This window comes from Bisbaumannia salifodinae (assembly GCF_055388505.1).
Genome location: NZ_AP043781.1, coordinates 671847 through 695921, shown reverse-complemented (window position 1 = coordinate 695921; position 24075 = coordinate 671847). Strand labels below are relative to the sequence as shown.

The 24075-nt window shown below is 66.8% G+C and carries 22 protein-coding genes and 1 pseudogene; 14 read left to right on the top strand and 9 right to left on the bottom strand.

The features are described 5' to 3' along the window. Positions 1–65: 65 nt before the first annotated feature. From ACZ5EF_RS03280 to ACZ5EF_RS03265, 4 genes and pseudogenes are all read left to right on the top strand, one after another. Positions 66–1088, top strand: coding sequence for an aminoglycoside phosphotransferase family protein (locus ACZ5EF_RS03280; protein WP_346063608.1), 1023 nt, complete (start codon positions 66–68; stop codon positions 1086–1088). Positions 1089–1125: 37 nt separating this feature from the next. Beyond that, positions 1126–1797, top strand: a complete 672-nt coding sequence (murU, locus tag ACZ5EF_RS03275) for an N-acetylmuramate alpha-1-phosphate uridylyltransferase MurU (RefSeq protein ID WP_346063609.1) — start codon at positions 1126–1128, stop codon at positions 1795–1797. A 253-nt stretch (positions 1798–2050) separates the two neighbouring features. Beyond that, positions 2051–2470 (top strand): OsmC family protein, encoded by a 420-nt coding sequence (locus ACZ5EF_RS03270; protein ID WP_346063610.1) that lies wholly within the window; start codon positions 2051–2053, stop codon positions 2468–2470. 137 nt (positions 2471–2607) lie between these two features. Further along, positions 2608–3749 (top strand): annotated as a pseudogene (locus ACZ5EF_RS03265) (IS3 family transposase). A 77-nt stretch (positions 3750–3826) separates the two neighbouring features. On the opposite strand, the gene coq7 reads toward ACZ5EF_RS03265, so the two are convergent. Beyond that, positions 3827–4465: a 2-polyprenyl-3-methyl-6-methoxy-1,4-benzoquinone monooxygenase gene (gene coq7, locus ACZ5EF_RS03260; protein WP_346062171.1), complete on the bottom strand. Its 639-nt coding sequence runs from the start codon at positions 4463–4465 to the stop codon at positions 3827–3829. A gap of 451 nt (positions 4466–4916) precedes the next feature. Further along, positions 4917–5258, bottom strand: a complete 342-nt coding sequence (locus ACZ5EF_RS03255; protein WP_346062170.1) for a histidine triad nucleotide-binding protein — start codon at positions 5256–5258, stop codon at positions 4917–4919. Positions 5259–5687: 429 nt separating this feature from the next. Here ACZ5EF_RS03255 and ACZ5EF_RS03250 point away from each other — a divergent pair, with 429 nt between their 5' ends. From ACZ5EF_RS03250 to tkt, 9 genes are all read left to right on the top strand, one after another. Beyond that, positions 5688–6416, top strand: coding sequence for an SDR family oxidoreductase (locus ACZ5EF_RS03250; RefSeq protein WP_346062169.1), 729 nt, complete (start codon positions 5688–5690; stop codon positions 6414–6416). Positions 6417–6682: 266 nt separating this feature from the next. Next, positions 6683–7621, top strand: a complete 939-nt coding sequence (locus ACZ5EF_RS03245) for an ABC transporter substrate-binding protein (protein ID WP_346062168.1) — start codon at positions 6683–6685, stop codon at positions 7619–7621. A gap of 57 nt (positions 7622–7678) precedes the next feature. Beyond that, positions 7679–9181, top strand: a complete 1503-nt coding sequence (locus ACZ5EF_RS03240; RefSeq protein ID WP_346062167.1) for a sugar ABC transporter ATP-binding protein — start codon at positions 7679–7681, stop codon at positions 9179–9181. Beyond that, the gene (locus ACZ5EF_RS03235; protein ID WP_251308191.1) at positions 9178–10158 is read left to right on the top strand and encodes an ABC transporter permease; all 981 of its coding nucleotides are present in this window, start codon (positions 9178–9180) and stop codon (positions 10156–10158) included. Before ACZ5EF_RS03240 ends, ACZ5EF_RS03235 begins: the two co-directional genes overlap by 4 nt. Before the next feature lie 47 nt (positions 10159–10205). After that, positions 10206–11747 (top strand): FGGY-family carbohydrate kinase, encoded by a 1542-nt coding sequence (locus ACZ5EF_RS03230; RefSeq protein WP_346062166.1) that lies wholly within the window; start codon positions 10206–10208, stop codon positions 11745–11747. A gap of 9 nt (positions 11748–11756) precedes the next feature. After that, positions 11757–12488, top strand: a complete 732-nt coding sequence (locus tag ACZ5EF_RS03225; protein ID WP_346062165.1) for an SDR family oxidoreductase — start codon at positions 11757–11759, stop codon at positions 12486–12488. A gap of 38 nt (positions 12489–12526) precedes the next feature. Beyond that, positions 12527–14005 (top strand): xylulokinase, encoded by a 1479-nt coding sequence (xylB, locus tag ACZ5EF_RS03220; protein WP_346062164.1) that lies wholly within the window; start codon positions 12527–12529, stop codon positions 14003–14005. Between the two features lie 33 nt (positions 14006–14038). Further along, complete coding sequence (gene tal / locus ACZ5EF_RS03215; protein WP_346062163.1) at positions 14039–14992, top strand: transaldolase; 954 nt, start codon at positions 14039–14041, stop codon at positions 14990–14992. Between the two features lie 43 nt (positions 14993–15035). Next, a complete protein-coding gene (tkt, locus tag ACZ5EF_RS03210; protein WP_464122804.1) occupies positions 15036–17027 on the top strand; it encodes a transketolase in 1992 nt (663 codons plus the stop codon). Between the two features lie 124 nt (positions 17028–17151). Here the strand turns inward: tkt and ACZ5EF_RS03205 are convergent, their stop codons facing one another. From ACZ5EF_RS03205 to phaR, 5 genes are all read right to left on the bottom strand, one after another. Next, the gene (locus tag ACZ5EF_RS03205; protein ID WP_346062508.1) at positions 17152–18150 is read right to left on the bottom strand and encodes a LacI family DNA-binding transcriptional regulator; all 999 of its coding nucleotides are present in this window, start codon (positions 18148–18150) and stop codon (positions 17152–17154) included. Positions 18151–18180: 30 nt separating this feature from the next. Beyond that, on the bottom strand, positions 18181–19053 hold the full coding sequence (locus ACZ5EF_RS03200; RefSeq protein WP_346062509.1) for a phosphoribulokinase: 873 nt from the start codon (positions 19051–19053) through the stop codon (positions 18181–18183). A gap of 2 nt (positions 19054–19055) precedes the next feature. After that, the gene (locus ACZ5EF_RS03195) at positions 19056–19496 is read right to left on the bottom strand and encodes an acyl-CoA thioesterase (protein ID WP_346062510.1); all 441 of its coding nucleotides are present in this window, start codon (positions 19494–19496) and stop codon (positions 19056–19058) included. A gap of 43 nt (positions 19497–19539) precedes the next feature. Next, complete coding sequence (gene purD / locus ACZ5EF_RS03190; RefSeq protein WP_346062511.1) at positions 19540–20835, bottom strand: phosphoribosylamine--glycine ligase; 1296 nt, start codon at positions 20833–20835, stop codon at positions 19540–19542. A 103-nt stretch (positions 20836–20938) separates the two neighbouring features. Further along, positions 20939–21406, bottom strand: a complete 468-nt coding sequence (gene phaR, locus ACZ5EF_RS03185) for a polyhydroxyalkanoate synthesis repressor PhaR (protein ID WP_346062512.1) — start codon at positions 21404–21406, stop codon at positions 20939–20941. Positions 21407–21481: 75 nt separating this feature from the next. On the opposite strand from phaR, the gene ACZ5EF_RS03180 reads away from it, so the two are divergent. Beyond that, positions 21482–22198, top strand: coding sequence for a 16S rRNA (uracil(1498)-N(3))-methyltransferase (locus tag ACZ5EF_RS03180; RefSeq protein ID WP_346062513.1), 717 nt, complete (start codon positions 21482–21484; stop codon positions 22196–22198). A gap of 1 nt (position 22199) precedes the next feature. On the opposite strand, the gene rloA3 is transcribed toward ACZ5EF_RS03180, so the two are convergent. Together rloA3 and ACZ5EF_RS03170 are read right to left on the bottom strand one after the other, a co-directional pair. Then, entirely contained in the window at positions 22200–22736 is a 537-nt protein-coding gene (gene rloA3 / locus ACZ5EF_RS03175) for a retropepsin-like aspartic peptidase RloA3 (protein ID WP_346062514.1), read from the bottom strand. 10 nt (positions 22737–22746) lie between these two features. Further along, positions 22747–24003, bottom strand: coding sequence for a lytic murein transglycosylase (locus ACZ5EF_RS03170; protein WP_346062515.1), 1257 nt, complete (start codon positions 24001–24003; stop codon positions 22747–22749). Positions 24004–24075: the final 72 nt, after the last annotated feature.

Genomic DNA, 24075 nt, shown 5'->3' with positions numbered 1-24075 from the left:
GGCGTCAACTTCGCCGCCACGATCTCGCCGTCCGAGGGACGAGCGCCCGCCAGCAAGGAGTCCCTATGCCCCCGGCCGCTTCCGCGCCGCGCCTCGAGTCGCTTCGCCACTGGTTCGCCAGCCAGCATGACCTGGCCATCGCGGCCTGCGAGCTGCGCCTGGCCGCCGGCGACGCCAGCTTCCGCCGCTACTACCGGGCCAGCCTCCCCGACGGACAGACCCGCATCCTGATGGACGCCCCGCCGGCCCAGGAGGATAGCCACCCCTTCGTGGCCATCGCCCGGCAATGGGAGGCCGCCGGCCTGCCGGTGCCGCACCTCTACGCCGTCGACCTCGAGGCCGGTTTCCTGGAACTGGAAGACCTGGGCGATACCCCGCTATCGGCCCGCTTCGATGACGAGGCCACCACCCTGGCCTGGCACCAGCGGGCCATCGAGCTGCTTCACCGGCTTCAGGCGGCCGCCCCCACCCAGGGGCTGCCGGCCTATGACGCGGCCCTGCTGGGCCGCGAGCTGGACCTCTTCCCCGACTGGTGTCTGGCCTGGCTGGCCCTCCCCACGCCGCCGAGCTGGCCGGCGCTGCGCGAGGCGCTGATCGACTCGGCCCTGGCCCAGCCCCGGGTGGCGGTGCACCGGGACTTCGATGCCATGAACCTGATGGTCCAGGGCGAGACCCTGACCCTGATCGATTTCCAGGACGCCGTGGCGGGCCCGCCGAGCTATGACCTGATCTCGCTGCTGCGGGGCCGCTACCGGCGCTTCGACGCCGAGACCTTCGCCACCTTCGTGGACGCCTTCCGCCGCCGCGCCCAGGCGGAGGGGCGCCTGGATGCCGAGCTAGACGCCGCCACCTTCCACCACCAGGTGGCGGCCATGGCCGCCCAACGCGCCCTCAAGGTGCTGGGGATCTTCTGCCGCCTGACCCACCGCGACCACAAGACCGGCTACCTGGCGCGCCTGCCCCACTTCCTGAATCACCTGCGTGACAGCCTGGCCGGGCTGCCGGCGCATGGCGACTTCGCCGCCTGGCTGGAGAACGACTTCACCCCGGCGCTGACCCGGGCCCTGGCACGGGAGGGAGTGGAATGATGGCGATGACCCCGGCCGCCTGGCGGGAGGAGCTGGCATGAAGGCGATGATCCTGGCCGCCGGCCTCGGCACCCGCATGCGCCCCCTCACCGACCACTGCCCCAAGCCGCTGCTGCCGGTGGCCGGCAAGGCGCTGATCGTCCATCACCTGGAGCGCCTGGCGGCGGCCGGTATCGTCGAGGTGGTGATCAACGTCAGCTACCGGGCCGAACAGATCATCGCGGCGCTGGGTGACGGCTCGGCCCAGGGCGTGCGGATCGCCTGGAGCCGCGAGGACGAGCCCCTGGAGACCGGCGGCGGCATCCGCCAGGCCCTGCCGCTGCTGGGCGAGGCGCCCTTCCTGCTGGTCAACGGCGATATCTGGTGTGACCTGGACCCGCGGCGCCTGCCCCCCCTGGGCGAGGACCTGGCCCATCTGGTGCTGGTGGATAACCCCGAGCACCACCCGGGCGGCGACTTCCATCTGGATGCCCAAGGCCGGGTGCGGGAGCATGGCGAGCCACGCCTGACCTTCGCCGGCCTGAGCCTGCTGGATCCAGCCCTGGTGGCCGACCAGGCCCCCGGCGCCTTTCCCCTGGTGCCCCTGCTGCGCCGCGCCATGGCCGAGGGGCGGGTGACGGGCAGCCACCACCGCGGCGACTGGGTCGACGTGGGCACCCCGCAGCGCCTGGCGGCCCTGGATCGCCGCCTTGGTGGCCCCCGAGGCTGAGCCCTGCCCGGCCAGCTGCTATGCTGGCCCTTTTAAGGTTCATCGCACTTTGGCGTGAGTGCCACCGTGGGAGCGCGGATTCCGCGCGATTATCGCCCGGAGGGCGATCCTGGTTGCCACCAGGGGCGACTTCGTCGCCCAATCGTTCGGCATAGCCAAACTCCCACGAGAGCAAGCCGGAATCATCCATGTCGTGGCTTCACGCTAATCCGCAATGAACCCCTTTTAACGACTCCTTTGAGGAAACCTACCCATGCAAGCCTCAGTGAAGTGGACCGACGGTCGTCAATTCGTTGCCGAGAGCGGCAGCGGTCATAGCCTGGTAATCGACGGCCCCCCCGACCACGGCGGCCGCAATACCGGGCCCCGGCCCATGGAGATGCTGCTGATGGGCCTGGGCGCCTGCACCTCCTTCGATGTGCTGGAGATCCTCGAGAAGTCCCGGGCCGACGTGCACGACTGCGTGGCCAAGGTGGAAGCGGAGCGCGCCGACAGCGTGCCCAGCGTCTTCACCAGGATCCATGTGCACTTCACGGTGAGCGGCAAGAACCTCAAGGAGAAGCAGGTGCAGCGGGCGGTGGAACTCTCCGCCGACAAGTACTGCAGCGCCTCCATCATGCTCGGTAAGGGCGGCGTCGAGATCAGCCACTCCTATACCATCGTCGAAGACTAAGCGCCGAGCGCCGTATCAAGAAGAATCCCCGCCAGGTTCGCACCTGACGGGGATTCTTGGTTTTCCTCGCACCATGAAGTGGTCCAATTGGAGCGGACACCCCGATAAGCCTCATAATGGAGGCCATGGAGGTGTTCATGACCAAGAAGACTCGACGTCGGTTTTCCGATGACTTTAAGGCCGATGCGGTGAGCCTGGTGATCGATCAGGGGTATTCCGTATCCGAGGCCGCCCGGCGCCTGGGCGTGGAGCGCAGCGTGCTGGACCGCTGGTGCCGCAAGCACCGTCAGCAGGTCTCCGGTACCCCGGGGCGGCATGAGGATGATCGCGATGCCGAGATAAAGAAGCTCCGCGAAGAAGTTCGTAAGCTTCAGATGGAAAAGGATATTTTAAAAAAGGCGGCGGCCTTCTTCGCCAAAGAGTCGAGCTGAAATACCAGTTCATCGAGTCGGAGAAGGCCACCTATCCCGTGGCCGTGTTGTGTCGGGTCATGCAGGTCAGCCGGAGTGGTTTCTATGCTTGGCGGCAGCGTGGCCCTGATGACCAGCGTCAGGCCTTGCTGCGTGAAGTCAGCGAGATCCATCACCGGAAACGCGGCAGCTATGGCAGCCGCCGTATGGCCAGAGAGCTGCGACGTCGCGGCTACGACGTTGGCCGCTACCAGGCCCGGAGCCTGATGCGGGAAGCCGGCGTAGAGGCACGGCAGCGGCGCCGCTGGCGTCATACGACCGACAGTGAGCATAGCCTACCGGTGGCACCCAACCTGCTGAACCGCCAGTTCATGGTGGCGGCACCGAACCAGGTTTGGGTGGCCGATATCACGGCGATCTGGACGCTGGAAGGCTGGCTCTATCTAGCGGCGGTGCTTGATCTCCATGACCGGCAGTTGGTGGGCTGGGCGATGGCGGACCACATGCGCACGCCGCTGGTACTGGATGCTCTGGAGATGGCCGTGGGCCGCCGGCAGCCCGATGAAGGACTGCTACATCACAGTGACCGCGGCAGCCAATACGCGTCGCATGACTACCGGTCCACGCTGGCTCGGTACGGGCTCCAGGCCTCGATGAGCCGGAAGGGGAACTGCTGGGACAATGCCGTTATGGAGCGGTTCTTCGGCTCACTGAAGAGTGAGTGGCTGGCTGGTCAGCGCTACTGGAGCCGCCAGGCTGCACGGCGGGACGTGATCGACTACATCGAAATGGAGTACAACAGCTGCCGGCTCCACTCGACCCTCGGCTACCAGACGCCGAGGGAGATTGAATTGGCAGCTGCAGCTTGAAAATGTGTCCGCTCTGACTTGACCAGAACACCACGACTGCGACCGACTTGGCGCCCGGCGCTTGCAGCTTGGCGCTATCAGAGCTTATAGACGCTCTTGGTCATCACCTTGGACATCAGCCGCATGCCCAGCTTGACCGGGGCCGGAAAACGGGCGCCGCCGGCCTCCAGGGCCCAGCGCTCGTGGTGGGCCTCGTCCTCGCGCATCTGCGCCAGCACCGCCCGGGAGCGCCGGTCGCCGGCGGGCAGCGTCTCCAGGTGCTCGTCCAGGTGCTTGCCCACCTGCTCCTCGGTGGCGGCCACGAAGCCCAGGCTGATCCGGTCGCCCACGGCGCCGGCCACGGCGCCCAGGCCGAAGGAGGCGGCGTAGAAGAGCGGATTGAGCAGGCTGGTGCGTCCGCCCAGCTCCTCCAGGCGCTCGTCGCACCAGGCCAGGTGGTCGATCTCCTCCTGGGCGGCCTGCTCCATCTGCTCGCGGGTATCCGGCAGCTTGGCGGTCAGCCCCTGGCCCTGGTAGAGGGCCTGGGCACACACCTCGCCGGTGTGGTTGATGCGCATCAGGCCGACGGCGTGCTCCCGCTCCCCTTCGGAGATCGCCTCGTCATGAACCCCCGCCGCCGGTGAGGGGCGTGAGGGCTGGGCGGCATGGGGCACCAGGGTGCGCAGCACGGTATCGAACTGATCGATCAGGCGATCGCTGGGGGTCAGATGACGCATGGGAATAAGCCTCGTGACAACTGGGCCCAGTTTACCCCAGTGCCCCGCGCCTCCCAAGTCAGTCTCCTTCTTGAGGCTCGGGGCTATCCTGGGGGCAGGCCGTCGCGGGGCGCTGTAAACCCATCCCTGGGCGCTACTTTTGCCCTGCGGCGCTCTCGCATCCTGCTCCGCTTGCAGGACCGGTGCTGGCCATCCATGGCCAGCCCGTTCGGAGCCGTGCTCCTCACCCCTGGCAAAAAACCCCCGCTCCATCCTGCCCCCAGCGCCCCTGAGCCATTCCAACTGCGATACTCTGCTGGAGCTCCACTTTCTCGGGTGGCGGAACGAGTCGAGCCGGGGCCAGGCCCCGGCTCGAGAGAAGATGCACCGATGCGTCGCACGCAGCAATAAGGCGCGACACGCAGAGGGCCCGATTTCCGGTAACCCCGAGCGTTGCGTCGCAGGGCGCCGGCTAGCCAGCCGGCCAAGTGAAGCGGCGACCGCCCATCAGGTGCATATGTATATGATAGACCGTCTGGCCGCCCTTTTCATTGCAGTTCATCACCACCCGATAGCCCTCCTCGGCGAAGCCGGCCTCCTTGGCCAGCTTGGCGGCGGTGTACTGCAGCCGCCCCACCAGGGCCAGGTCCGCCTCCTCGAGATCATTGAGGGTGGCGATATGCCGCTTGGGGATGATCAGCATATGGGTGGGGGCCTGGGGGTTGATGTCATTGAAGGCCAGCATATGCTCGTCTTCATAGACGATATCGGCGGGAATCTCGCGGTTGATGATCTTGCAGAACAGGCAATCCATAGGGCCCTCCGGTCTCATGGGGGTCGTAATAGCATCGACGGAACATGAGGTTACCTCCACATACCAGCGCTGTCAGTCGATATCTGCCACCACGCGCGGAGTCAAGCCACTGCAACCCCCATCATCTAGACATTAGTCTAACCCCTGTTGCCCTGGGGGTAGCGACCGTCTAATCTTCAAAATGTTGACGTTAACATTATGAAGGGATGAAGCCAGCAGGCGCTCAAGTGAGATGTAAATTAGAGTGCTTATCAATTTCCTGACATGCACACCGAAAATGGCGACTTCCTGATATACCAGTGAAGCTGCCGGGGCGTTGCGAGCCACACTTGTTGGCCACGGCGTTAAGTCTCTCACTTGATGATCAGTGGCTTATTTCAATAACGACTCGCACTACGAGTTTCCATAGTAATACAAGGAGATAACACGATGACTAATGAGTTGACTGGTAAAGTAGCAGCTGTCACCGGCGCGGCGTCCGGCATCGGGATGGCCACCGTCAGGGCGATGATTGAAGCGGGGGCTCGAGTGGTACTGATTGACCGCAATGAGGCCGCCTTGGCAGCGATCTGCGAAGAGCTCGGCGATGCGGCGATTCCCCTGGTCATCGATCTGCTCGACCCGCAGGATTGTGCGACGCTGCTGTCGCGGGTCCTGGAGAAGGCCGGCCGGCTCGACATCTTCCACGCCAATGCCGGCAGCTATATCGGGGGCGACCTGATCGATGCCGACCCGGACGCCATCGACCGGATGGTGAGCCTGAACGTCAGCGTGGTGATGAAGAACGTCCAGAATGTCCTGCCCCACATGCTCGAGCGTGGTACCGGGGACATCGTGGTAACGAGCTCGGTGGCAGGGCATTTCCCCGTCCCCTGGGAGCCGGTCTACGCCTCCTCCAAGTGGGCCATGACCAGCTTCGTCCAGACCGTGCGCCGCCAGGTCTTCAAACACGGCATTCGGGTCTCCGCCGTCTCGCCCGGCCCCGTCAACAGCGCCTTGCTTGCCGACTGGCCGGAGGAAAATCTGCGCAAGGCGAAGGAGTCCGGCAGCATCATCGAGCCGACGGATGTCTCCGATGCCATCATGTATATCCTGACCCGCCCTCGCAATGTAACCATTCGGGATATGGTGGTCCTGCCCAGCAATTTCGATATGTAAGGAACACATCCGACACCTAACGACAAGGATGACTTCGGGACTCGAACAAATACTCGAGTTCATCAAGGTCATGAAGTTTTCTGATCCAATGGATCTGCCGCCAACCGTGAACTGACAAGGAACCTGACAAGACTAGACATTGGTCGAAGCCCCATTGACCTCTCAGCGATGGCCTACTAGCTTCTAAAATGTTGACGTTAACATAACTGATAATATCAGCACCACCTCACTTCGAGACGTAACAACAACAAACCCTGGAGCCAACCATGAACATCAGCGAAATCGCAGCACGCGTCCGCAAGGCCTCCCTCGTCACCGCCTGCGGGGCCGCCCTGGCCACGGGCGCCGCGGTGGCCGATGACCACACCTTGACCATCGGCATGTCCTTCCAGGAGCTCAACAACGAGTACTTCGTAACCATGCAGCAGGCACTCGAGGCTGCCGCCGACAGCCTGGGAGCCGAGGTGATCATCACCGATGCCCGCCACGACGTCGCCAAGCAGGTCAGCGATGTCGAGGACATGATCCAGCGCGGCATCGACATCCTGCTGCTCAACCCCGCCGACACGGTCGGTGTCGAGACGGCGGTGCTGGCCGCCAGAGAGGCCGGCGTCACCACGGTCGCGATCGATGCCCAGGCCAATGGTCCTATAGACGGGTTCGTGGGTTCCAAGAACTACGACGCCGGCTACCTGGCCTGCGACCATCTGGCCGAGCAGCTCGATGGCACGGGCCAGGTGGCCCTGCTGGATGGCATTCCGGTCGTACCGATCCTGCAGCGTATCGAAGGCTGTACGGCCGCCCTGGAGGAACACCCCGGCATCGAGATCGTGACCAAGCAGAACGGCCGCCAGGATCGCAGCCATGCCATGGTGGTGACCGAGAATATCATCCAGGCCCACCCCAATCTCGATGGCCTGTTCAGCGTCAACGACATCGGCTCCCTGGGTGCCCTGGTCGCCATCGAGGCCAGCGGCCAGGACATCAAGCTGGTCAGCGTCGATGGCCATCCCGAAGCCATCGAGGCCATCCAGCGCCCCGACTCGGCCTTCATCGCCACCTCGGCACAATATCCCCGCGACATGGTGCGCGTGGGACTCGGCTTGGGCCTGGCCAAGTACTGGGGCGCCAACACCGCTCCCGCGGAAATCCCCATCGACGTCGAACTGATCGATCGCGACATGGCCGTCGACTTCAGTTGGTAATCCGCTCATAAGCGCTGACAACGTGTGCCGCCCCGGGCGGCACACGAGGGTATCCCCATGACTCCATTACTTTCCTTGAGGCACATCTCGAAGTCGTTTCCCGGGGTGAAGGCCCTGCAGGATGTGTCACTCGATGTCCACGCCGGCGAGGTGCATGCCCTGCTCGGTGAGAACGGGGCCGGTAAGTCGACACTGATGAAAATCCTCTGCGGCATTTATCGCCCGGACGAGGGGAAGATCATCATCAATGGCAAGACATGCCACTTCCACGGCTATCAAGACGCCCTCGACGCCGGGGTCGGGATCATCTTCCAGGAATTCAGCCTGATTCCCGACCTGGATGCCGTGGACAACATCTTCCTGGGGCGCGAAATGCGCAACCGGCTCGGGCTGCGAGACCGTCGCGGCATGATCCGCGAGGCGCAGCACCTGTTCGACCGCCTCAAGGTCTCGATTCCCCTGGACTGCCCCATCGCCGAGTTGAGCGTTGCCGATCAGCAATTCATCGAGATCGCCAAGGCGCTATCGCTGGATGCCCGCATCCTGGTGCTCGACGAGCCGACCGCGACCCTGACCCCCAGCGAGGCCGATCACCTGTTCACCATCATGCGCGAACTGCGCGAACAAGGGGTCGGCATGGTGTTCATCTCCCACCATATGGAGGAGATCTTCACCATCTGCGATCGCGTCACCGTGATGCGCGATGGCGAGAAGATCGGTGACTGTGACGTCGCCTCGACAACCCCCGATGACCTGATCGAGAAGATGGTCGGCCGGCGCGTCGAGAACATCTTCCCCGAACATCGTTGCGATGCCGACTACGCCGAGGTGGTGCTGGACATCGAGGCCCTGCGCCTCGACGCCGATGGCCCCGAGCACTCGCTGAAGCTCCACCGTGGCGAGATCCTCGGCTTCGCCGGTCTGGTGGGCTCCGGTCGCACGGAACTGGCCATGGGGCTGATCGGTGCGACGCGGCCCGCACACGCCAAGGTGCACATGGAGGGAAGGCCGGTCAGGCTCCGCCATCCCGCCAGTGCGCTCAAGCAGGGGATCGGACTGCTGCCGGAAAGCCGCAAGACCCAGGGCCTGATTCTGCCCTTCTCGTGCCGCGAGAACATCTCCTTGAACAACCTGACGCAATTCCAGGGTGCCTTACCGCTGATCCGACGCGGCAAGGAGTCCCTTACCGCCGCCGAACTGATGGCATCGGTACGCGTCAAGGCTCCCAGCCCCGAGACGCCGGTCGGCGACCTCAGCGGCGGCAACCAGCAGAAGGTGGTCATCGCCCGTTGGCTTGGCCACCAGTGCAAAGTACTGATCTTCGACGAACCCACCCGCGGCATCGACGTCGGCGCCAAGTCGGAGATCTACGCCCTGATGAAGGAGCTCACCGCCCGGGGCGTGTCGATCATCATGATCTCCTCGGAACTCCCCGAAGTGCTCGGCCTGTGCGATCGCGCTGCGGTCTTCTACCACGGCCGAATCGCCGCCGAACTCCAGGGCGACGACCTCAACTCACAATCCATCATGCACCATGCCACGGGGGGACTCAGCTCATGAGCCATCTCGCCTCCACACCCGGCACCGCCCGTCACTCCCTCAAGATGCGACTGGCCAGCTGGCGCCGTACCCCGGTCTTCTACCCGCTGATCGGTTTCATCATCGTCTTCATCGCCATGGCGGTGATCAACGACAACTTCCTGACGGGGAGCAACCTGACCAACCTGGCACGCCAGACATCGATCATCGCCATCATCGCGGTGGGGATGAGCCTGGCCATCCTCACCGGCGGCATCGATCTCTCGGTCGGCCCGGTCATGGCCCTCTCGGGCACCGCCATGGCGGGCCTGATTGTGGCCGGGGTACCGCCGTCGCTGGCCATCCTCCTCGGGCTGCTGGTGGGTGCCGCCTTCGGGGCCTTCAATGGCGCCTTCATCGCCTTCGCCGGCATGCCACCGATCATCGTCACCCTGGCGACCATGGGCATCGCCCGCGGCCTGGCCCTGATCTACACCGGTGGCTACCCGATCGCCGGGCTGCCCGCGGAGTTTGCCTTCTTCGGGCGCGGTAGCCTGGCCGGGATCGAGACGCCGATCCTGATCATGATCGCCGTCTACGCGCTCGGCTTCGTGCTGCTCCACCATACCGCCACCGGCCGCTACCTCTATGCCATCGGCGGCAACGAGGAGGCGACTCGCCTGTCCGGCATCCGGGTCTCCCGCTACAAGCTGCTGGTCTACACCCTGAGCGGTGTGACCGCCGCCATCGCCGGGCTGATCCTGACCTCGCGCCTGATGAGTGGCCAGCCCAACGCCGGTGTCGGTTTCGAGCTCGACGCCATCGCCGCCGTGGTCCTGGGCGGTGCCGCCATCGCCGGGGGGCGCGGGATGATCCTCGGTACCCTGATCGGGGCCCTGCTGCTCGGCGTGCTCAACAACGGCCTCAACCTGATGGGCGTCTCCCCCTACCTCCAGAACGTCATCAAGGGGCTGATCATCCTGCTGGCGATCTATATCAGCCGCAAGCGCACGCCCTGAGCCATCGGCATCAGCCCAGACGATCACGCTCAGAGGAGGAGACCCCCATGGAAACCGTCATTGGTATCGATATCGGTACCCAAAGCACCAAGGCGCTGGTGATCGATCACCATGGCCGGATCCTGGCCGAGCATAGCCAGGGCTACCGCGTCGACACCCCTCGCCCGCTCTGGGCCGAGCAGTGGCCGGACGTGTGGTGGGAGGCCGTTCTCGGCTGCCTCCGGGCCTGCCTGGAAGCCCCCGGGGTCGATCCCCGGGGCGTCAAGGGGCTCTGTGTCAGCAGCCTCTACGGCGGCTCGGGCATTCCGGTCGATGCCGAGATCCGGCCCCTGCACCCCTGCCTGATCTGGATGGACCGCCGGGCCGAGGCCCAGGTCCAATGGGTGAAGGAGCATGTCAACCTGACCCGGCTGGGCGACATCACCGGAAATAGCGTGGACAGCTACTACGGCTTCACCAAGATGATGTGGCTGAAGGCCGAGCGCCCCGAGGTCTGGGAACGGACCCGCTACCTGCTGCCGCCCAACAGCTATATCAACTATTGCCTGAGTGGCGAGATCGCCATCGACCACAGTTCGGCAGGCAACATCGGCGGCATCTACGACCTGGCGGCACGCACCTGGTCGCAAGAGATGCTCGACGCCCTGGGCCTCGACCGGGACAAACTGCCGACGCGCCTAGTGGACTCGGGCGCCCCGGTCGGCGGCCTGCTGCCGTCGCTGGCCGACTCGCTCGGCCTGCACACCGATATTCCCGTAGTTGCCGGTGGTGTCGATGCGGCCATGGCCACGCTGGCGGCGGGGGCGACCCGACCCGGTAATCACGTCGCCATGATCGGTACCAGCATGTGCTGGGGGGTGATCAACCAGCGCGTCGATGCCGGCCAGGGCTTGATCAGCATGCCCCACGTGCTGAACAGCGATCGGGATCTGTACACCTTCGGCGGCGCCCTAACCGCCGGGGCCTCGGTCAGTTGGTTCGTCGATACCCTCTGCGGCGAGGACCGGGTCGCCGCCGGGGAGCATGGCAGCGCCTACGACCAGCTCGAACCACTCGCCCGCGACCTTCCCCCGGGCGCCGATGGTCTGCTCTTCCTGCCCTACCTGATGGGAGAGCGCAGCCCGGTATGGGATGCCCAGGCCAGCGCCGGCTTCATCGGCCTCAGTCTCTATCACCGCCGCCACCACCTGTATCGCGCCGTGCTGGAGGGCGTGACCTTCGCCCTGCGGCACAACATGGAAGCGGGCAGCCAACAGGGGGTGACCCTCGACGCCCACCTGATCGTGGTCGGCGGGGCCACTCGCTCGGATCTGTGGATGCAGATCATCGCCGACGTGACCCGCATGCCGGTCTACACCTACCGCGAGAACGTGGAGGCGGCCCTGGGTGCCGCCCTGCTGGCCGGGCAGGCAACCGGGCTGCTCGATCTCACCCAGCCGCTGCAGCATAGCACCCTGGTCGAGCGCGCCAGGCCATCCGAGGCGGCAGCACAGCAGTACGACGAATTGTTCGACCTGTATTGCCAACTCTACCCCACGCTCAAGCCGATCATGCATCGGCTTAATACCACCGACTCTCTGGGCGAGTGACCTCAAACCATGGATTTCGAACTCCAACATCAGCGCATCCTCATCACGGGTGCCACCAGCGGCATCGGACTCGCTATCGCCCGGTCCCTCGCCGAGCTCGGCGCCGGCCTAGTGCTGTTCGGTCGTAACCGGGACAAGCTCGCCGAACTCGAGCGAGAACTGGGCGCCCGCACCCTGGTCGTCGATATCACCGATGAGGCCGCGGTCACCGAGGCCTTCGCCGAAATGCCCGCCCTCGATGGCCTGGTCAACTGTGCCGGTATCTCGATCCTCGACGACGCCCTCGACGTCAAGGCGGAGGACCTCGAGCGCATCCTGGCCACCAACGTCACCGCCAGTGCCGTGGTGGCGCGGGAGGCGGCACGCCAGATGATCGCGCACGGCCGCCGGGGCAGCATCGTCAACGTCTCCAGTCAGGCAGCCATGGCCGCCCTGCCAGGCCACCTCGGCTATTGCGCCTCCAAGGCCGCCATGGATGCCATGACCCGCGTGCTGTGCCTCGAGCTGGGCCCCAAGGGGATACGCGTCAACAGCGTCAACCCGACGGTGACCCTGACGCCCATGGCCGAACGCGCCTGGGCGGATCCCGCCAAACGCGACCCCATACTGGCCGCCATTCCCCTGGGACGCTTCGCCACCCCTCGGGAGGTCGCCCTGCCGGTGGCCTTCCTGCTGAGCCCGGCCGCATCGATGATCAGCGGCGCTTGCCTGCCAATCGACGGGGGCTTCACGTCCCACTAGCCCCGCGTTCTACGTTCTGCAAGGAAAAGGAGCCTGACATGTACATCGGTGTGGACTGCGGCACCCAGAGCACCAAGGTGGTGGTGGTCGACGTCGACGGGGCACGGATCCTCGGCGAGGCGAGTCGCCCCCATGTCCTGAGCGAAGGCGGCAACGGCCGCCGCGAGCAGGACCCGGCCGACTGGCTGACGGCCTTCCGCGGCGCCTTCCTCGAGGCCGTGGATCGGGCCGGCATCGACGCCCGGGCGATCCGCGCCATCGGCGTCTCCGGCCAGCAGCATGGCCTGGTGGCCCTGGACGCAAGGGGCGAGCCGGTCTACCCGGCCAAACTGTGGTGCGACACCGAGACGGCGACCCACAACGCCGCCCTGGTGGAACGCCTGGGCGGCGAAGCGGGCTGCCTCGACAGGCTAGGACTGGTGCTACAAACCGGCTACACCGCGTCCAAGCTGGCCTGGCTGCGCGAGGCCCACCCCGCTGCCTATCGGCGCATCGCCACGCTGCTGCTGCCCCACGACTACCTCAACTTCTGGCTCACCGGCGAACGGGGCAGTGAAGCCGGCGACGCCTCGGGTACCGGCTACTTCGACACCCGCACCCAACGCTGGCGCGAGGACGTGTTCGCCGAGATCGCCCCCGAGCTCGACCCGGCCCGCGTGCTGCCGCGTCTGATCGAGGCCCACGAGCCGGCCGGCACGGTGCGCTCCGAACTGGCTCGTGAGCTTGGGCTGGCCGACGGCGTGCTGGTATCAAGCGGCGGCGGCGACAATATGCTTGGCGCCATCGGTACCGGCAATACCCGACCGGGGCTGGTGACCCTGAGCCTCGGCACCTCCGGCACCGTCTGCGCCTACTCCGACGTCCCGGTGATCGCCGACAGCGCCATGGTCGCCAATTTCTGTGCCAGCCACGGCGGCTGGCTGCCCTTGATCTGCACCATGAATGTCACCTCGGCGACTACCCGGATACGCGAACTGTTCGACCTCGACCTGGCGACCTTCGGTGAACGCATCGCCAGCGCCCCCATCGGCGCGGAGGGCGTCACGGTACTGCCCTTCTTCAACGGCGAGCGGGTCCCGGCGCTGCCCCAGGCCACGGGAAGCGTCCTGGGCCTGACCAGCGTCAACACCAGCCAGGCCAACCTGTGCCGAGCGGTGGTCGAGAGCGCCACCTTCGGCCTGCGCTATGGCCTCGAGCTGCTCGGCGACCTGGCCGAAGGGGTCCGGGAGATTCGCGTGATCGGTGGCGGGGCCAAGAGCCCGGTATGGCGCCAGATGGTCGCCGATATCACCGGGACCTCCGTCATCCGCCCCAGGGTCACCGATGCGGCGGCACTGGGGGCGGCGCTACAGGCGGCCTGGTGCGAGCGTTATCCCGACGCCCCTCTCGAGGACCTCTGCTCGCGGCTGGCCCACCTCGACGAGGATTCACGGGCCGAGCCCGACGCCCACCACGTCACCGCCTATCACGAGGCCTATGGCCGCTATCGTCAGGCTCTGGCCGATCATTACGCCTGACCGGATCGATCACTCATTTAAGGAAACTTCTCCATGACATATCGACTCGACGCCCTTCGTCAGCACTCCCTGGTGGTCGCCGATACCGGAGACCTGGAGGCCATCAAGCGCTACCGCCCCCATGACGCCACCACCAACCCCTCACTGATTCTCAAGGCCTTCGAATTGCCGGGTTATCAGACGCTGATCGATCAGGAACTCGCCGCGATCAAGGCCGAGACCCGCGGCCGGCAGGAAGAACATGCCGTGGATCGCCTCGCCGTGGCCATGGGTAGCGAGATCGCCAAGGTGGCGCCCGGCCGTGTGTCCACCGAGGTCGCCGCCCGGCTGTCCTTCGACACCGAGGCCAGCATCCGCAAGGCCCATGAACTGATCGAACTCTACGAACGGCGCGGCGTGGCCAAGGACCGGGTACTGATCAAGCTGGCCTCGACCTGGGAGGGTATCCGCGCCGCCGAGGTACTGGAGAAGGAGGGTATCAACTGCAACCTGACCCTGCTGTTCAGCGACGCCCAGGCCCAGGCCTGTTTCGATGCCGGCGTCTTCCTGATCTCGCCCTTCGTCGGTCGGGTCACCGACTGGTACAAGAAGGAAACCGGCCGAGACTTCTCCCCCGATACCGACCCCGGCGTGCAATTCGTGCGTGGCGTCTGCCAGCGGGCCAACCAGGGCGGCTACGACACCGTGGTGATGGGCGCCAGCTTCCGCAATACCGGCCAGGTGCTGGCGCTGGCCGGCTGCCCGCGGCTGACCATCTCACCGACCCTGCTCGAGGAACTGGCCACCACGCCGGGCGAGGTAAAACCCGGGGTGCTCATGGCACGCAGCGGTGGTCCCCGGCCGACGCCGCTCACCGAGCCCGCCTTTCGCTGGGGCCACAACCAGGACGCCATGGCCAACGACAAGCTGGCCGAGGGCATCCGCCGCTTCGCCGAGGATCAGGAACACCTCGAGGCACAGATCGCCGACCGTCTGGCGACCCTCTGATCCCTGAATTGCCACGCCAACCCGCCACCGATTGGGAATTTCCATGCCATCACGTTTCGAACTGGCCAATGCCATTCGCGCCCTGTCCATGGACGCCGTCCAGAAGGCCAAGTCCGGCCACCCCGGCGCCCCCATGGGCATGGCCGATATTGCCGAGGTGCTGTGGAACGACCACCTCAAGCATAATCCGGCCAATCCCCACTGGGCCGACCGCGACCGCTTCGTGCTCTCCAACGGCCACGGCTCCATGCTGCTCTACTCCCTGCTCCACCTGAGCGGCTACGACCTGGAGCTGGAGCAGCTGCAGCACTTCCGCCAGCTCCACTCCAAGACCGCCGGCCACCCGGAGCTCGGCTACGCCCCGGGCATCGAGACCACCACCGGTCCCCTGGGTCAGGGCCTGGCCAATGCGGTGGGCATGGCGCTGGCCGAGAAGACCCTCGCCGCCCAGTTCAACCGCCCCGGCCACACCATCGTCGATCACACCACCTGGTGCTTCCTCGGCGACGGCTGCCTGATGGAGGGCATCTCCCACGAGGTCGCCTCCCTGGCCGGCACCCAGCAACTCGGCAAGCTGGTCGCCTTCTATGACGACAACGGCATCTCCATCGACGGCGAGGTGGAAGGCTGGTTCACCGACGATACCGCCAAGCGCTTCGAGGCCTACGGCTGGCACGTGGTGCCCAATGTCGACGGCCACAAGCCGGAAGAGATCCAGGCCGCCATCGAGCTGGCCAAGACCCACGACGACAAGCCGAGCCTGATCGTCTGCAAGACCATCATCGGCTTCGGCGCCCCCAACAAGCAGGGCAAGGAAGAGTGCCACGGCGCGCCCCTGGGCGACGAGGAAGTGGCCGCCGCCCGCGAACAGCTGGGCTGGCCCCATGCCCCCTTCCATGTCCCCGAGGCCATCTACCAGGGCTGGGACGCCCGCCAGCGCGGCGAGCAACTGGAGGGCGACTGGGAGGCGCGCTTCGCCCGTTACGCCGAGGCCTTCCCCGCCGAGGCCGCCGAGTTCCGGCGCCGCCTCAAGGGCGAGCTGCCCAAGGCGCTGACCAGCGAGAAGCTGGTCGAGGACGCCCAGGCCAAGGGCGAGACCATCGCCAGCCGCAAGGCCTCCTTCAACTGCCTCAACGAACTCGGCCCGCAGCTCCCCGAGCTGCTCGGCGGCAGCGCCGACCTGGCCCCCTCCAACCTGACCTTCTGGAAGGGCGCCCAGGCGATCTCCCCGGAGGCCCCCGGTGGCAACTACCTGCACTACGGGGTCCGCGAGTTCGGCATGGGCGCCATCATGAACGGCATCGCCCTGCATGGCGGCTTCGTGCCCTATGGCGCCACCTTCCTGATCTTCATGGAGTACATGCGCAACGCCGTGCGCATGGCGGCGCTGATGGGCCAGCAGGCGGTCTACGTCTTCACCCACGACTCCATCGGCCTGGGCGAGGATGGCCCCACCCACCAGCCCATCGAGCAGCTGACCAGCCTGCGTTCCACTCCCAATCTGGCCACCTGGCGCCCCTGTGACGCCGTGGAGACCGCCGCCGCCTGGGATGCCGCGATCAAGCGTCACGCCGGCCCCAGCGCCCTGGTGCTGTCGCGCCAGAACCTGCCCCACCAGGCCCGCGACAAGCACCAGCTGGCCAATATCCAGCGCGGCGGCTATGTGCTGCGCGACTGCGAGGGCACGCCGGAGCTGATCCTCATCGCCACCGGCTCCGAAGTGGGCCTGGCCATGGACGCCGCGACCCGACTGAGCGAGCAGGGCAAGGCGGTGCGGGTGGTCTCCATGCCCTCCACCGACGCCTTCGACGATCAGGACGCCGACTACCGCGAGTCGGTGCTGCCCAGGGCGGTCACCGCCCGCCTGGCCATCGAGGCCGGCCACCGCGACTTCTGGTTCAAGTACGTGGGCCTGGACGGCGATATCGTCGGCATGAGCAGCTTCGGCGAGTCCGCCCCGGCGGGCGACCTCTTCAAGCACTTCGGCTTCACCGTCGACAACGTCGTCGAGCGCGCCCAGGCGCTGCTGGGCTAAGCGACACGGCCCCGGCGGGGCCAAGGTAGGGCTCCCGCCTCGGCCGCAATGGGCGGCTGGCCGATATCAGCGATCGCCTGTCACTAGTGCTCCGCAGATGACGCATGGGTAGTTTTCGCGACGATCAATTCACGAGCTTGGCGGAGACCACGACCTCACGGCTGGCCGCCGTGGGGTCCTGGATCTGTTCGAAGAGCAGGCGGAACGCCTCATGCCCCGCCCGGTAGGTGTCATGGACGGCACAGGGCACCGAGACATCAAAGATATCGGCATAGGGCAGGCGGTCGACACCCACCACCATCACCTCGTCCCGGGACACACAGGCGTCATGCAGGGCACGCATGGCCCCCAGGGTAATCAGCTGGTTGAAGCCGAAGACAGCGTCAGGAAGCGTCCCCCGGCGCAGATAGGCCGCCATGTCGCGGTACGCCGGCTGCAGGGTGTAGTCGCCGGCCCGCGTCTCAAACGTCAACTCTACGTCGGCGGCTCGATAGGCCTCCTCGAAGCCAGCCAAGCGCTCGAGTGAAATCCGTGAGTCCCGCGGCCCCGTCAGCGCCAGGACTCGATGAATGCCCCGGTCTGCCAGCAGCTCACCGAGCAACCTACCAGCCAGGCGGTTATCCAGTATCACGCGACTAAAATCCGACACATTCAGGGTGCGATCCAGCATCACCATCGGCAGCCTGGCCTGGCGCAGCCTATCGAGATAGGCAGGACGATAGTCGGCATCGTCGGCGACAGGTGACAGGATGATCCCCGCCACCTGATAACTGAGCAGGGTTTCGATCGCTACCTCCTCGAGCTCCGGCGAGCCATCGGTATCGATCAGCATGATGGTGTAGTTCTGCTGTTTCGCGGCACGCGAAATCGCCTTGATCACCTCGCTATAGAAGGGGTTGTCGACGCTGGCCGTGACCAGGCCAATCAGGCGATTCTCGCGACTCCTGAGAGTACTGGCGAAGGCATTGGGGACATAGCCCAGCTCCCGCGCCGCCGCCAGGATCTTGTCGCGCGTCGCCGGCTTGACGAGGTGGGGCTTGTTCAAGGCACGCGACACCGTCATGTTGGTCATGCCCACATGCTTGGCGATATCGGTAATGGTGGCCTTGCTGCGTCTAACCATCTTTCACTCGGATCTCGATTTTCGACGCACTCAGCGGAAGCGCCGCTGGGCCAGCAGATGGCGCAGCAGGGGCGCGAGAATCAGCTCCATGGCCAGCGGCATCCGGGAGCCGGGCACCACCAGGGTATGGGGGCGGCTCATAAAGGAATCCTGGATCATCGCCAGCAGGTAGGGGAAGTCCACCGTGGAGGGGTCGCGGAAGCGGATCACCACGAAGGACTCGGCATCGGTGGGGATATCCTGCACCTCGAAGGGGTTGGAGGTATCCACCGTGGGCACCCGCTGGAAGTTGATATGGGTGCGCGAGAACTGCGGCTGGATATAGCGCACATAGTCGTGCATGCGCCCCAGGATGGTGTCGATCACCGCCTCCTGGGAGTAGCCCCGCAGCTTGGTGTCGCGGTCGATCTTCTGGATCCACTCCAGGTTCATGGTCGGCGCCACCCCCACCAGCAGGTCCACGTGCCGGGCGATATCGTGCTCGGCGGTGACCAGGCCGCCATGCAGCCCCTCGTAGAAGAGCAGGTCGGTGCCGCAGGGCAACGGCTGCCACTCGGTGAAGGTGCCCACCTGGTAGCCACTCTCGATCATGCGCTTGTCTTCGGCATGGATATAGTGCCGGTAGGTGCCGCTGCCCTGCTCGCCGTACTCCAGGAACAGCGCCTCCAGCTCGTCGAGCAGGTTGGCCTCCACGGCGAAGTGGGAGAGCTCGTCCTTGCGCTCCGGCTCCTCGCGGAAGATGCGCGCCAGCTCGGCCCGGGTATAGCGGTGGAAGGCGTCGCCATCGACCGTGGCGGCATGCACGTCCTCACGCACGAACATGCGCTCGAAGGTGCGGCGGACGGTGGTGGTGCCGGCCCCGGAGGAGCCGGTCACGGCGATGATCGGATATTCGCGGGACATGCCTAGCCCCCCTCTCGACGCGCCAGGCGCTCACGCAGCGCCTCGGGCACCGCCGCCGGGCGCCCGCTGGCGGGATCCAGCAGCAGCAGGTTGAGCCGCGCCAGGGCGACCTGCACCCCGTCGGCGGGGCGCACTACCCGCTGGAAGGCCACCAGGGCCCTGCCATCGGGCACCGGCAGGGCGGTCTCCACGTCCAGGAGATCGGGCCAGCGGGCCTCGGCCTGGTACTGGATGGCCAGGTCGGCCACCACGCTGGGGTGGCCATGGATATCCCACTCCGCGACGCCCAGGGCCGCGAAGGCCTGGGTACGCGCCTCGTGCAACAGCGATACCAGGGCGTCATGGCCCAGATGGCGACCATAGTTCATGTCGGTGATGCGCACCGCCAGCGGGTGGCGGTGCGTCCAGGCCTCGGCCGGAAATTCCAGGCGAACACGTTCCATGGCGGCGGCTCCCTCGTGGTTATTGTTGGCGTGGAGCGGGGGATCAGCCCTGAGCCTGCTCCCGGGCGATGGCCCGATGGGCGATATCGCGGCGGCAGAAGACGCCCTGCCAGCGAATCGCCTCGACGCCCCGATAGGCCAGCGCCTGGGCGGCGGAGACGCCGTCGCCGAGGGCGGTGACGCAGAGCACCCGGCCGCCGCTGGTGACCACGCGGCCCTGGTCGTCATTGCGGGTGCCGGCGTGGAAGACCTTGCAGCCGGTGGCCTCGGCCTCGGCCAGGCCCTCGATGGCGTCGCCCTTGCGGTAGCTGCCGGGATAGCCCTCGGCGGCCAGCACCACGCCCACGGCGGCCCGCGGATCCCAGTCGCAGGCCTTGCCGGCCAGCTCGCCCCGGGCGCCGGCCAGGCACAGCTCGGCCAGGTCGGAGCGCAGGCGCAGCATGATCGGCTGGGTCTCCGGGTCGCCGAAGCGGCAGTTGTACTCGATGACCTTGGGGTTGCCCGCGGCGTCGATCATCAGGCCGGCATAGAGAAAGCCGGTGTAGGGATGGCCCTCGGCGGCCATGCCGGCCACGGTGGGGCGGATCACCCGCGCCATGATGCGCTCGAAGATGGCCTCGTCGACCACCGGCGCCGGGGAGTAGGCGCCCATGCCGCCGGTGTTGGGGCCGCTGTCGCCCTCGCCGACCCGCTTGTGGTCCTGGCTGGTGGCCATGGGCAGGATGGTCTCGCCATCCACCATGACGATAAAGCTGGCCTCCTCGCCCTCCAGAAACTCCTCGATCACCACCCGGGCGCCGGCGTCGCCGAAGGCATTGGCCTCGAGCATGTCGCGCACCGCCGCCTCGGCCTCTTGCTGGGTCATGGCGACGATCACGCCCTTGCCGGCGGCCAGGCCATCGGCCTTGATGACGATGGGCGCGCCCTTCTCGGCCAGGTAGGCCAGGGCCGGCTCCACGGCGGTAAAGGTCTGGTAGTCGGCGGTGGGGATGGCGTGACGGGCCAGGAAGTCCTTGGTGAAGGACTTGGAGCCCTCCAGCTGCGCGGCGCCGGCGGTGGGCCCGAAGATGGCCAGGCCGGCGTCACGGAAGCGGTCCACCACGCCTTCCACCAGCGGCGCCTCGGGGCCGACGATGGTCAGGTCGACGGCCTCGCGGCGGGCGAAGGCCTCCAGCTCGTCCAGGGCATCGGCGGCGATGGCCACATTGGTGAGCTTGGCCTCGCCGGCGGTACCGGCGTTACCCGGGGCGACGAAGACCTCGCCGACCCGGGGCGATTGGGCGACCTTCCAGGCCAGGGCATGCTCGCGGCCGCCGCCGCCGATGATCAGAACCTTCATGGGAGTACCTTGCTATCGGGGAAATCGCTGCTTGGGGCTCGGCATTATGCCAGAAAGGCGCCCGGTCGTCGGCGGGGGATTCCCGCCGTGCTTGCCTGGCGGATTATTCCTTGTCGCCATCCTTGTCCTTGTCGCCGGGGGCGCGGCCGGCGCCACCGAAGGTCTGCTGCCAGAAGCGCATGTTCTCCTCGGCCAGCTCGCGCATCAGCTCCATGGGCGAGTGGCGCATGGCCTGCTGCCACTGATCCTGCATCTGCTTCTGCTGCTCCAGCATCAGCCGGGTGCCCTGCTCCAGGTAGCGGGCCAGGGGCAGTGGCTGAGCCATGTCGTAGACCCGGATCAACTGGGCCAGCAGGTCATTGGAGAAGACCTCGGCGTCACCGTCGGCCTGCTCCTGCTCGATGATGATGGTCAGCAGGATGGTGCGGGTCAGGTCCTCACCGCTCTTGGCGTCCTCGACCCGGAAGGGCACGTCCTCGATCACCAGTCGGCGCAGATCCTCGAGGGTCACATAGCGACTCTGTTCGGTATCATAGAGGCGACGGTTGGCATACTTGCGAATCACGCGCACGGCACGGCTCCTAATGGTCGGCTTTGCAGGTATTGTGCACCGCGCCACCCCAGGACGCCAATTGATGGGCCCCATATGAACCTGATTCTCCTCGCCCCGGAAGACCTTCACGACCGTCACCTGGCCCGGGTCCGCGACCCGCGACGCCTGCGCCACCTCCGGGAGGTGCACCGCGCCAGCCCCGGCGACGAGCTGACCCTGGGCGTGCTGGGGGGCGGCATCGGCCGCGGCCGATTGCTGAGCCTGGATGACGAGGAGGCTCGCTTCGAGGTCGACGCCCTCGACCAGGCACCGCCCCCGTCCCTGGATATCGAACTGGTGCTGGCCCTGCCGCGCCCACGCATGCTGGCCCGCAGCCTGGAGCATGTCACCGCCCTGGGCGTGAAGCGGCTGACCCTGCTGCATAGCCGGCGGGTGGAGAAGAGCTACTGGCAGTCGCCGGAGCTGCGCCCGGAGAAGATCCATGAGCACCTGATCCTGGGCCTGGAACAGGCCCGGGATACCCGGCTGCCGGAGGTCGAGCTGGTGAGCCGCTTCAAGCCCTTCGTGGAGGACGTGCTGCCGGGGCGCCTCACGGCCCGCCGCGGCCTGGTGGCCCACCCCGGCATGGCGCAGGCCTGCCCGCGGGGCCTCGCGGAGCCGGCCCTGCTGGTGGTGGGCCCGGAGGGCGGGCTGATTCCCTACGAGGTGGAGCAGCTGCAGGCCGCCGGCTGCGAGGGCATCCACCTGGGCGAGCGCATCCTGCGGGTCGAGACCGCGGTGGTGGCGCTGCTGGCCCGGCTGGCGCCCTGAGTCACTCCTCGCCGGGGTCGTGGGGCACCCGCGGCGAATCCGCGTCGCACTCGGGGTCGGTGAGGAAGGTCTCGGTCACGTCGAGCAGCCCCAGGTGGCCGATGGTGCGCCGTCCCAGCAGCAGCGGGTAGAGCATATCGCCCCGGTCACGCAGGCTGAACTGCTCCTCGTAGACGGTGCCGCCGAGGCAGATGTCCAGCAGCACCACCGGCCGCGAGTCCTCGCCGCCGGCGCCGCGCAGGCGTACCCGGCGGTAACGGGGCAGCTCCAGATACTCACTGACCATTTCACCACTGGCCTCGTCTTCCAGGTCGAGGCGAAAGCGCACCCAGCGCTCGCCGTCCCGGGTGAAGGTTTCGATCTCCCGGGCATCCAGGGAGGAGGTCAGGGCGCCGCTGTCCAGCTTGGCCTTGACCTCGATGTCCCAGGGTTCCAGGGTCGCCTTCTCCACCCAGCCGAAGACGGGCCGCTCATCGGCGGCCAGCGGCGCCGCCAGAAACAGCGCCACGACGCCCCACCAGCGATTCACCCAAGCCATAGCAACCTCCCTAGCGCAGGGCGTCCAGCAGCCGCAGGGTGGCGAAACCATCCGCCGCCTCGCCGATGCTGCGCTGGAAGGCGCGCAACCCGCGCCGGGTGTTGGGACCGAGGATGCCGTCGGGGGTCCCGGTCGCGAAGCCGTGGGCATTGAGGCGCTCCTGGAGCTCGCGCACCTGGCCCCGGGTCAGCGGCTGCTCGCCCCGGGGCCAGCCGGCCATCACCCCATCGCGGCCGGCGATGCGCTCGGCCAGGGTGCCCACCGCCAGGGCGTAGCTGGTGGCGTTGTTGTAGCGCAGGATGGCCCGATAGTTGGGGCCCACCAGGAAGGCCGGGCCATTGGCGCCGGCGGGCACCAGCACCGAGGCGGTGTCGAAGTCGGGCAGCGGTGTGCCGCTCAGCGAGCGCACGCCCCGCTCGGCCCATTCCCGAGCGCTCAAGCGGGTGGAGAGCTCCGCCTGGGCATAGTCGAAGCCCGCCGGGAGGCGCACCTCCACGCCCCAGGGCTCGCCCCGGCGCCAGCCCGCCTCGGCCAGGTAGTTGGCGGTGGAGGCCAGCACATCGGGGACGCTGCCCCAGATATCCCGGCGTCCATCGCCGTCACCGTCCACCGCATAGGCCTCGAAGCTGGAGGGAATAAACTGGGTATGCCCCATGGCACCGGCCCAGGAGCCGATCATTCGCTGCGGGGCGATATCGCCGGCCTCGATGATCCGCAGCGCCGCCAGTAGCTCACCCCGGGCGAAGTCGCGGCGGCGGCCGTCATAGGCCAGGGTGGCCAGGGCCTCCAGGGTGGAGAAGTCGCCGAAGTTGCCACCGTAGTTGCTCTCGATGCCCCAGATGGCCACCAGGATCTCGGCGGGCACCCCGTAGCGCCGGGCCGCGGCCTCGGCGGCGTCGCGGTGATCGGCCAGCTTGGCGCGTCCCTGATTGACCCGCTGGGCGGAGACGGCGCTGTCCAGGTATTCCCAGAGGGGGCGCACGAACTCCGGCTGGTGACGATCCAGCTCGATCACCCGGGGGCGATAACGCAGCCCATCCAGGGCCCGGGCCAGGGTCGCCTCGCCGATCCCCTCGGCGCGGGCCTGGCGACGGAACTGGGCCAGCCAGGTGGAGAAATCGGCGGGCTGCACGACCTCGACGGCGGCCTCGCTGGAGGTGGCCGCGACGCTGGCCTCTTGGCCCGCATCGGCCTGGGCCGGGGGCGGCGTACTCTGGCAGCCGGCCAGGGCGAGAAGAAGAAGGGGGAGCATCAGGGGCCTGGGCATCTCGAATTCCTGCTTTCCTTGGCAATGAGCCCCCGATGATCGCGCAGAAGCGAGCCGACGACCAGCCCGGAC

What these genes read in the sequence shown, in the direction of transcription:
- ACZ5EF_RS03205 (WP_346062508.1), bottom strand. Translation starts at nt 18,150, where the DNA reads ATGGTTAGACGCAGCAAGGCCACCATTACCGATATCGCCAAGCATGTG.
- ACZ5EF_RS03170 (WP_346062515.1), bottom strand. Translation starts at nt 24,003, where the DNA reads ATGCCCAGGCCCCTGATGCTCCCCCTTCTTCTTCTCGCCCTGGCCGGC.
- ACZ5EF_RS03255 (WP_346062170.1), bottom strand. Translation starts at nt 5,258, where the DNA reads ATGGATTGCCTGTTCTGCAAGATCATCAACCGCGAGATTCCCGCCGAT.
- purD (WP_346062511.1), bottom strand. Translation starts at nt 20,835, where the DNA reads ATGAAGGTTCTGATCATCGGCGGCGGCGGCCGCGAGCATGCCCTGGCC.
- ACZ5EF_RS03250 (WP_346062169.1), top strand. Translation starts at nt 5,688, where the DNA reads ATGACTAATGAGTTGACTGGTAAAGTAGCAGCTGTCACCGGCGCGGCG.
- ACZ5EF_RS03245 (WP_346062168.1), top strand. Translation starts at nt 6,683, where the DNA reads ATGAACATCAGCGAAATCGCAGCACGCGTCCGCAAGGCCTCCCTCGTC.
- coq7 (WP_346062171.1), bottom strand. Translation starts at nt 4,465, where the DNA reads ATGCGTCATCTGACCCCCAGCGATCGCCTGATCGATCAGTTCGATACC.
- murU (WP_346063609.1), top strand. Translation starts at nt 1,126, where the DNA reads ATGAAGGCGATGATCCTGGCCGCCGGCCTCGGCACCCGCATGCGCCCC.
- rloA3 (WP_346062514.1), bottom strand. Translation starts at nt 22,736, where the DNA reads ATGGCTTGGGTGAATCGCTGGTGGGGCGTCGTGGCGCTGTTTCTGGCG.
- ACZ5EF_RS03225 (WP_346062165.1), top strand. Translation starts at nt 11,757, where the DNA reads ATGGATTTCGAACTCCAACATCAGCGCATCCTCATCACGGGTGCCACC.
- ACZ5EF_RS03235 (WP_251308191.1), top strand. Translation starts at nt 9,178, where the DNA reads ATGAGCCATCTCGCCTCCACACCCGGCACCGCCCGTCACTCCCTCAAG.
- ACZ5EF_RS03200 (WP_346062509.1), bottom strand. Translation starts at nt 19,053, where the DNA reads ATGTCCCGCGAATATCCGATCATCGCCGTGACCGGCTCCTCCGGGGCC.
- xylB (WP_346062164.1), top strand. Translation starts at nt 12,527, where the DNA reads ATGTACATCGGTGTGGACTGCGGCACCCAGAGCACCAAGGTGGTGGTG.
- ACZ5EF_RS03180 (WP_346062513.1), top strand. Translation starts at nt 21,482, where the DNA reads ATGAACCTGATTCTCCTCGCCCCGGAAGACCTTCACGACCGTCACCTG.
- tkt (WP_464122804.1), top strand. Translation starts at nt 15,036, where the DNA reads ATGCCATCACGTTTCGAACTGGCCAATGCCATTCGCGCCCTGTCCATG.
- ACZ5EF_RS03280 (WP_346063608.1), top strand. Translation starts at nt 66, where the DNA reads ATGCCCCCGGCCGCTTCCGCGCCGCGCCTCGAGTCGCTTCGCCACTGG.
- ACZ5EF_RS03230 (WP_346062166.1), top strand. Translation starts at nt 10,206, where the DNA reads ATGGAAACCGTCATTGGTATCGATATCGGTACCCAAAGCACCAAGGCG.
- ACZ5EF_RS03240 (WP_346062167.1), top strand. Translation starts at nt 7,679, where the DNA reads ATGACTCCATTACTTTCCTTGAGGCACATCTCGAAGTCGTTTCCCGGG.
- ACZ5EF_RS03270 (WP_346063610.1), top strand. Translation starts at nt 2,051, where the DNA reads ATGCAAGCCTCAGTGAAGTGGACCGACGGTCGTCAATTCGTTGCCGAG.
- ACZ5EF_RS03195 (WP_346062510.1), bottom strand. Translation starts at nt 19,496, where the DNA reads ATGGAACGTGTTCGCCTGGAATTTCCGGCCGAGGCCTGGACGCACCGC.
- tal (WP_346062163.1), top strand. Translation starts at nt 14,039, where the DNA reads ATGACATATCGACTCGACGCCCTTCGTCAGCACTCCCTGGTGGTCGCC.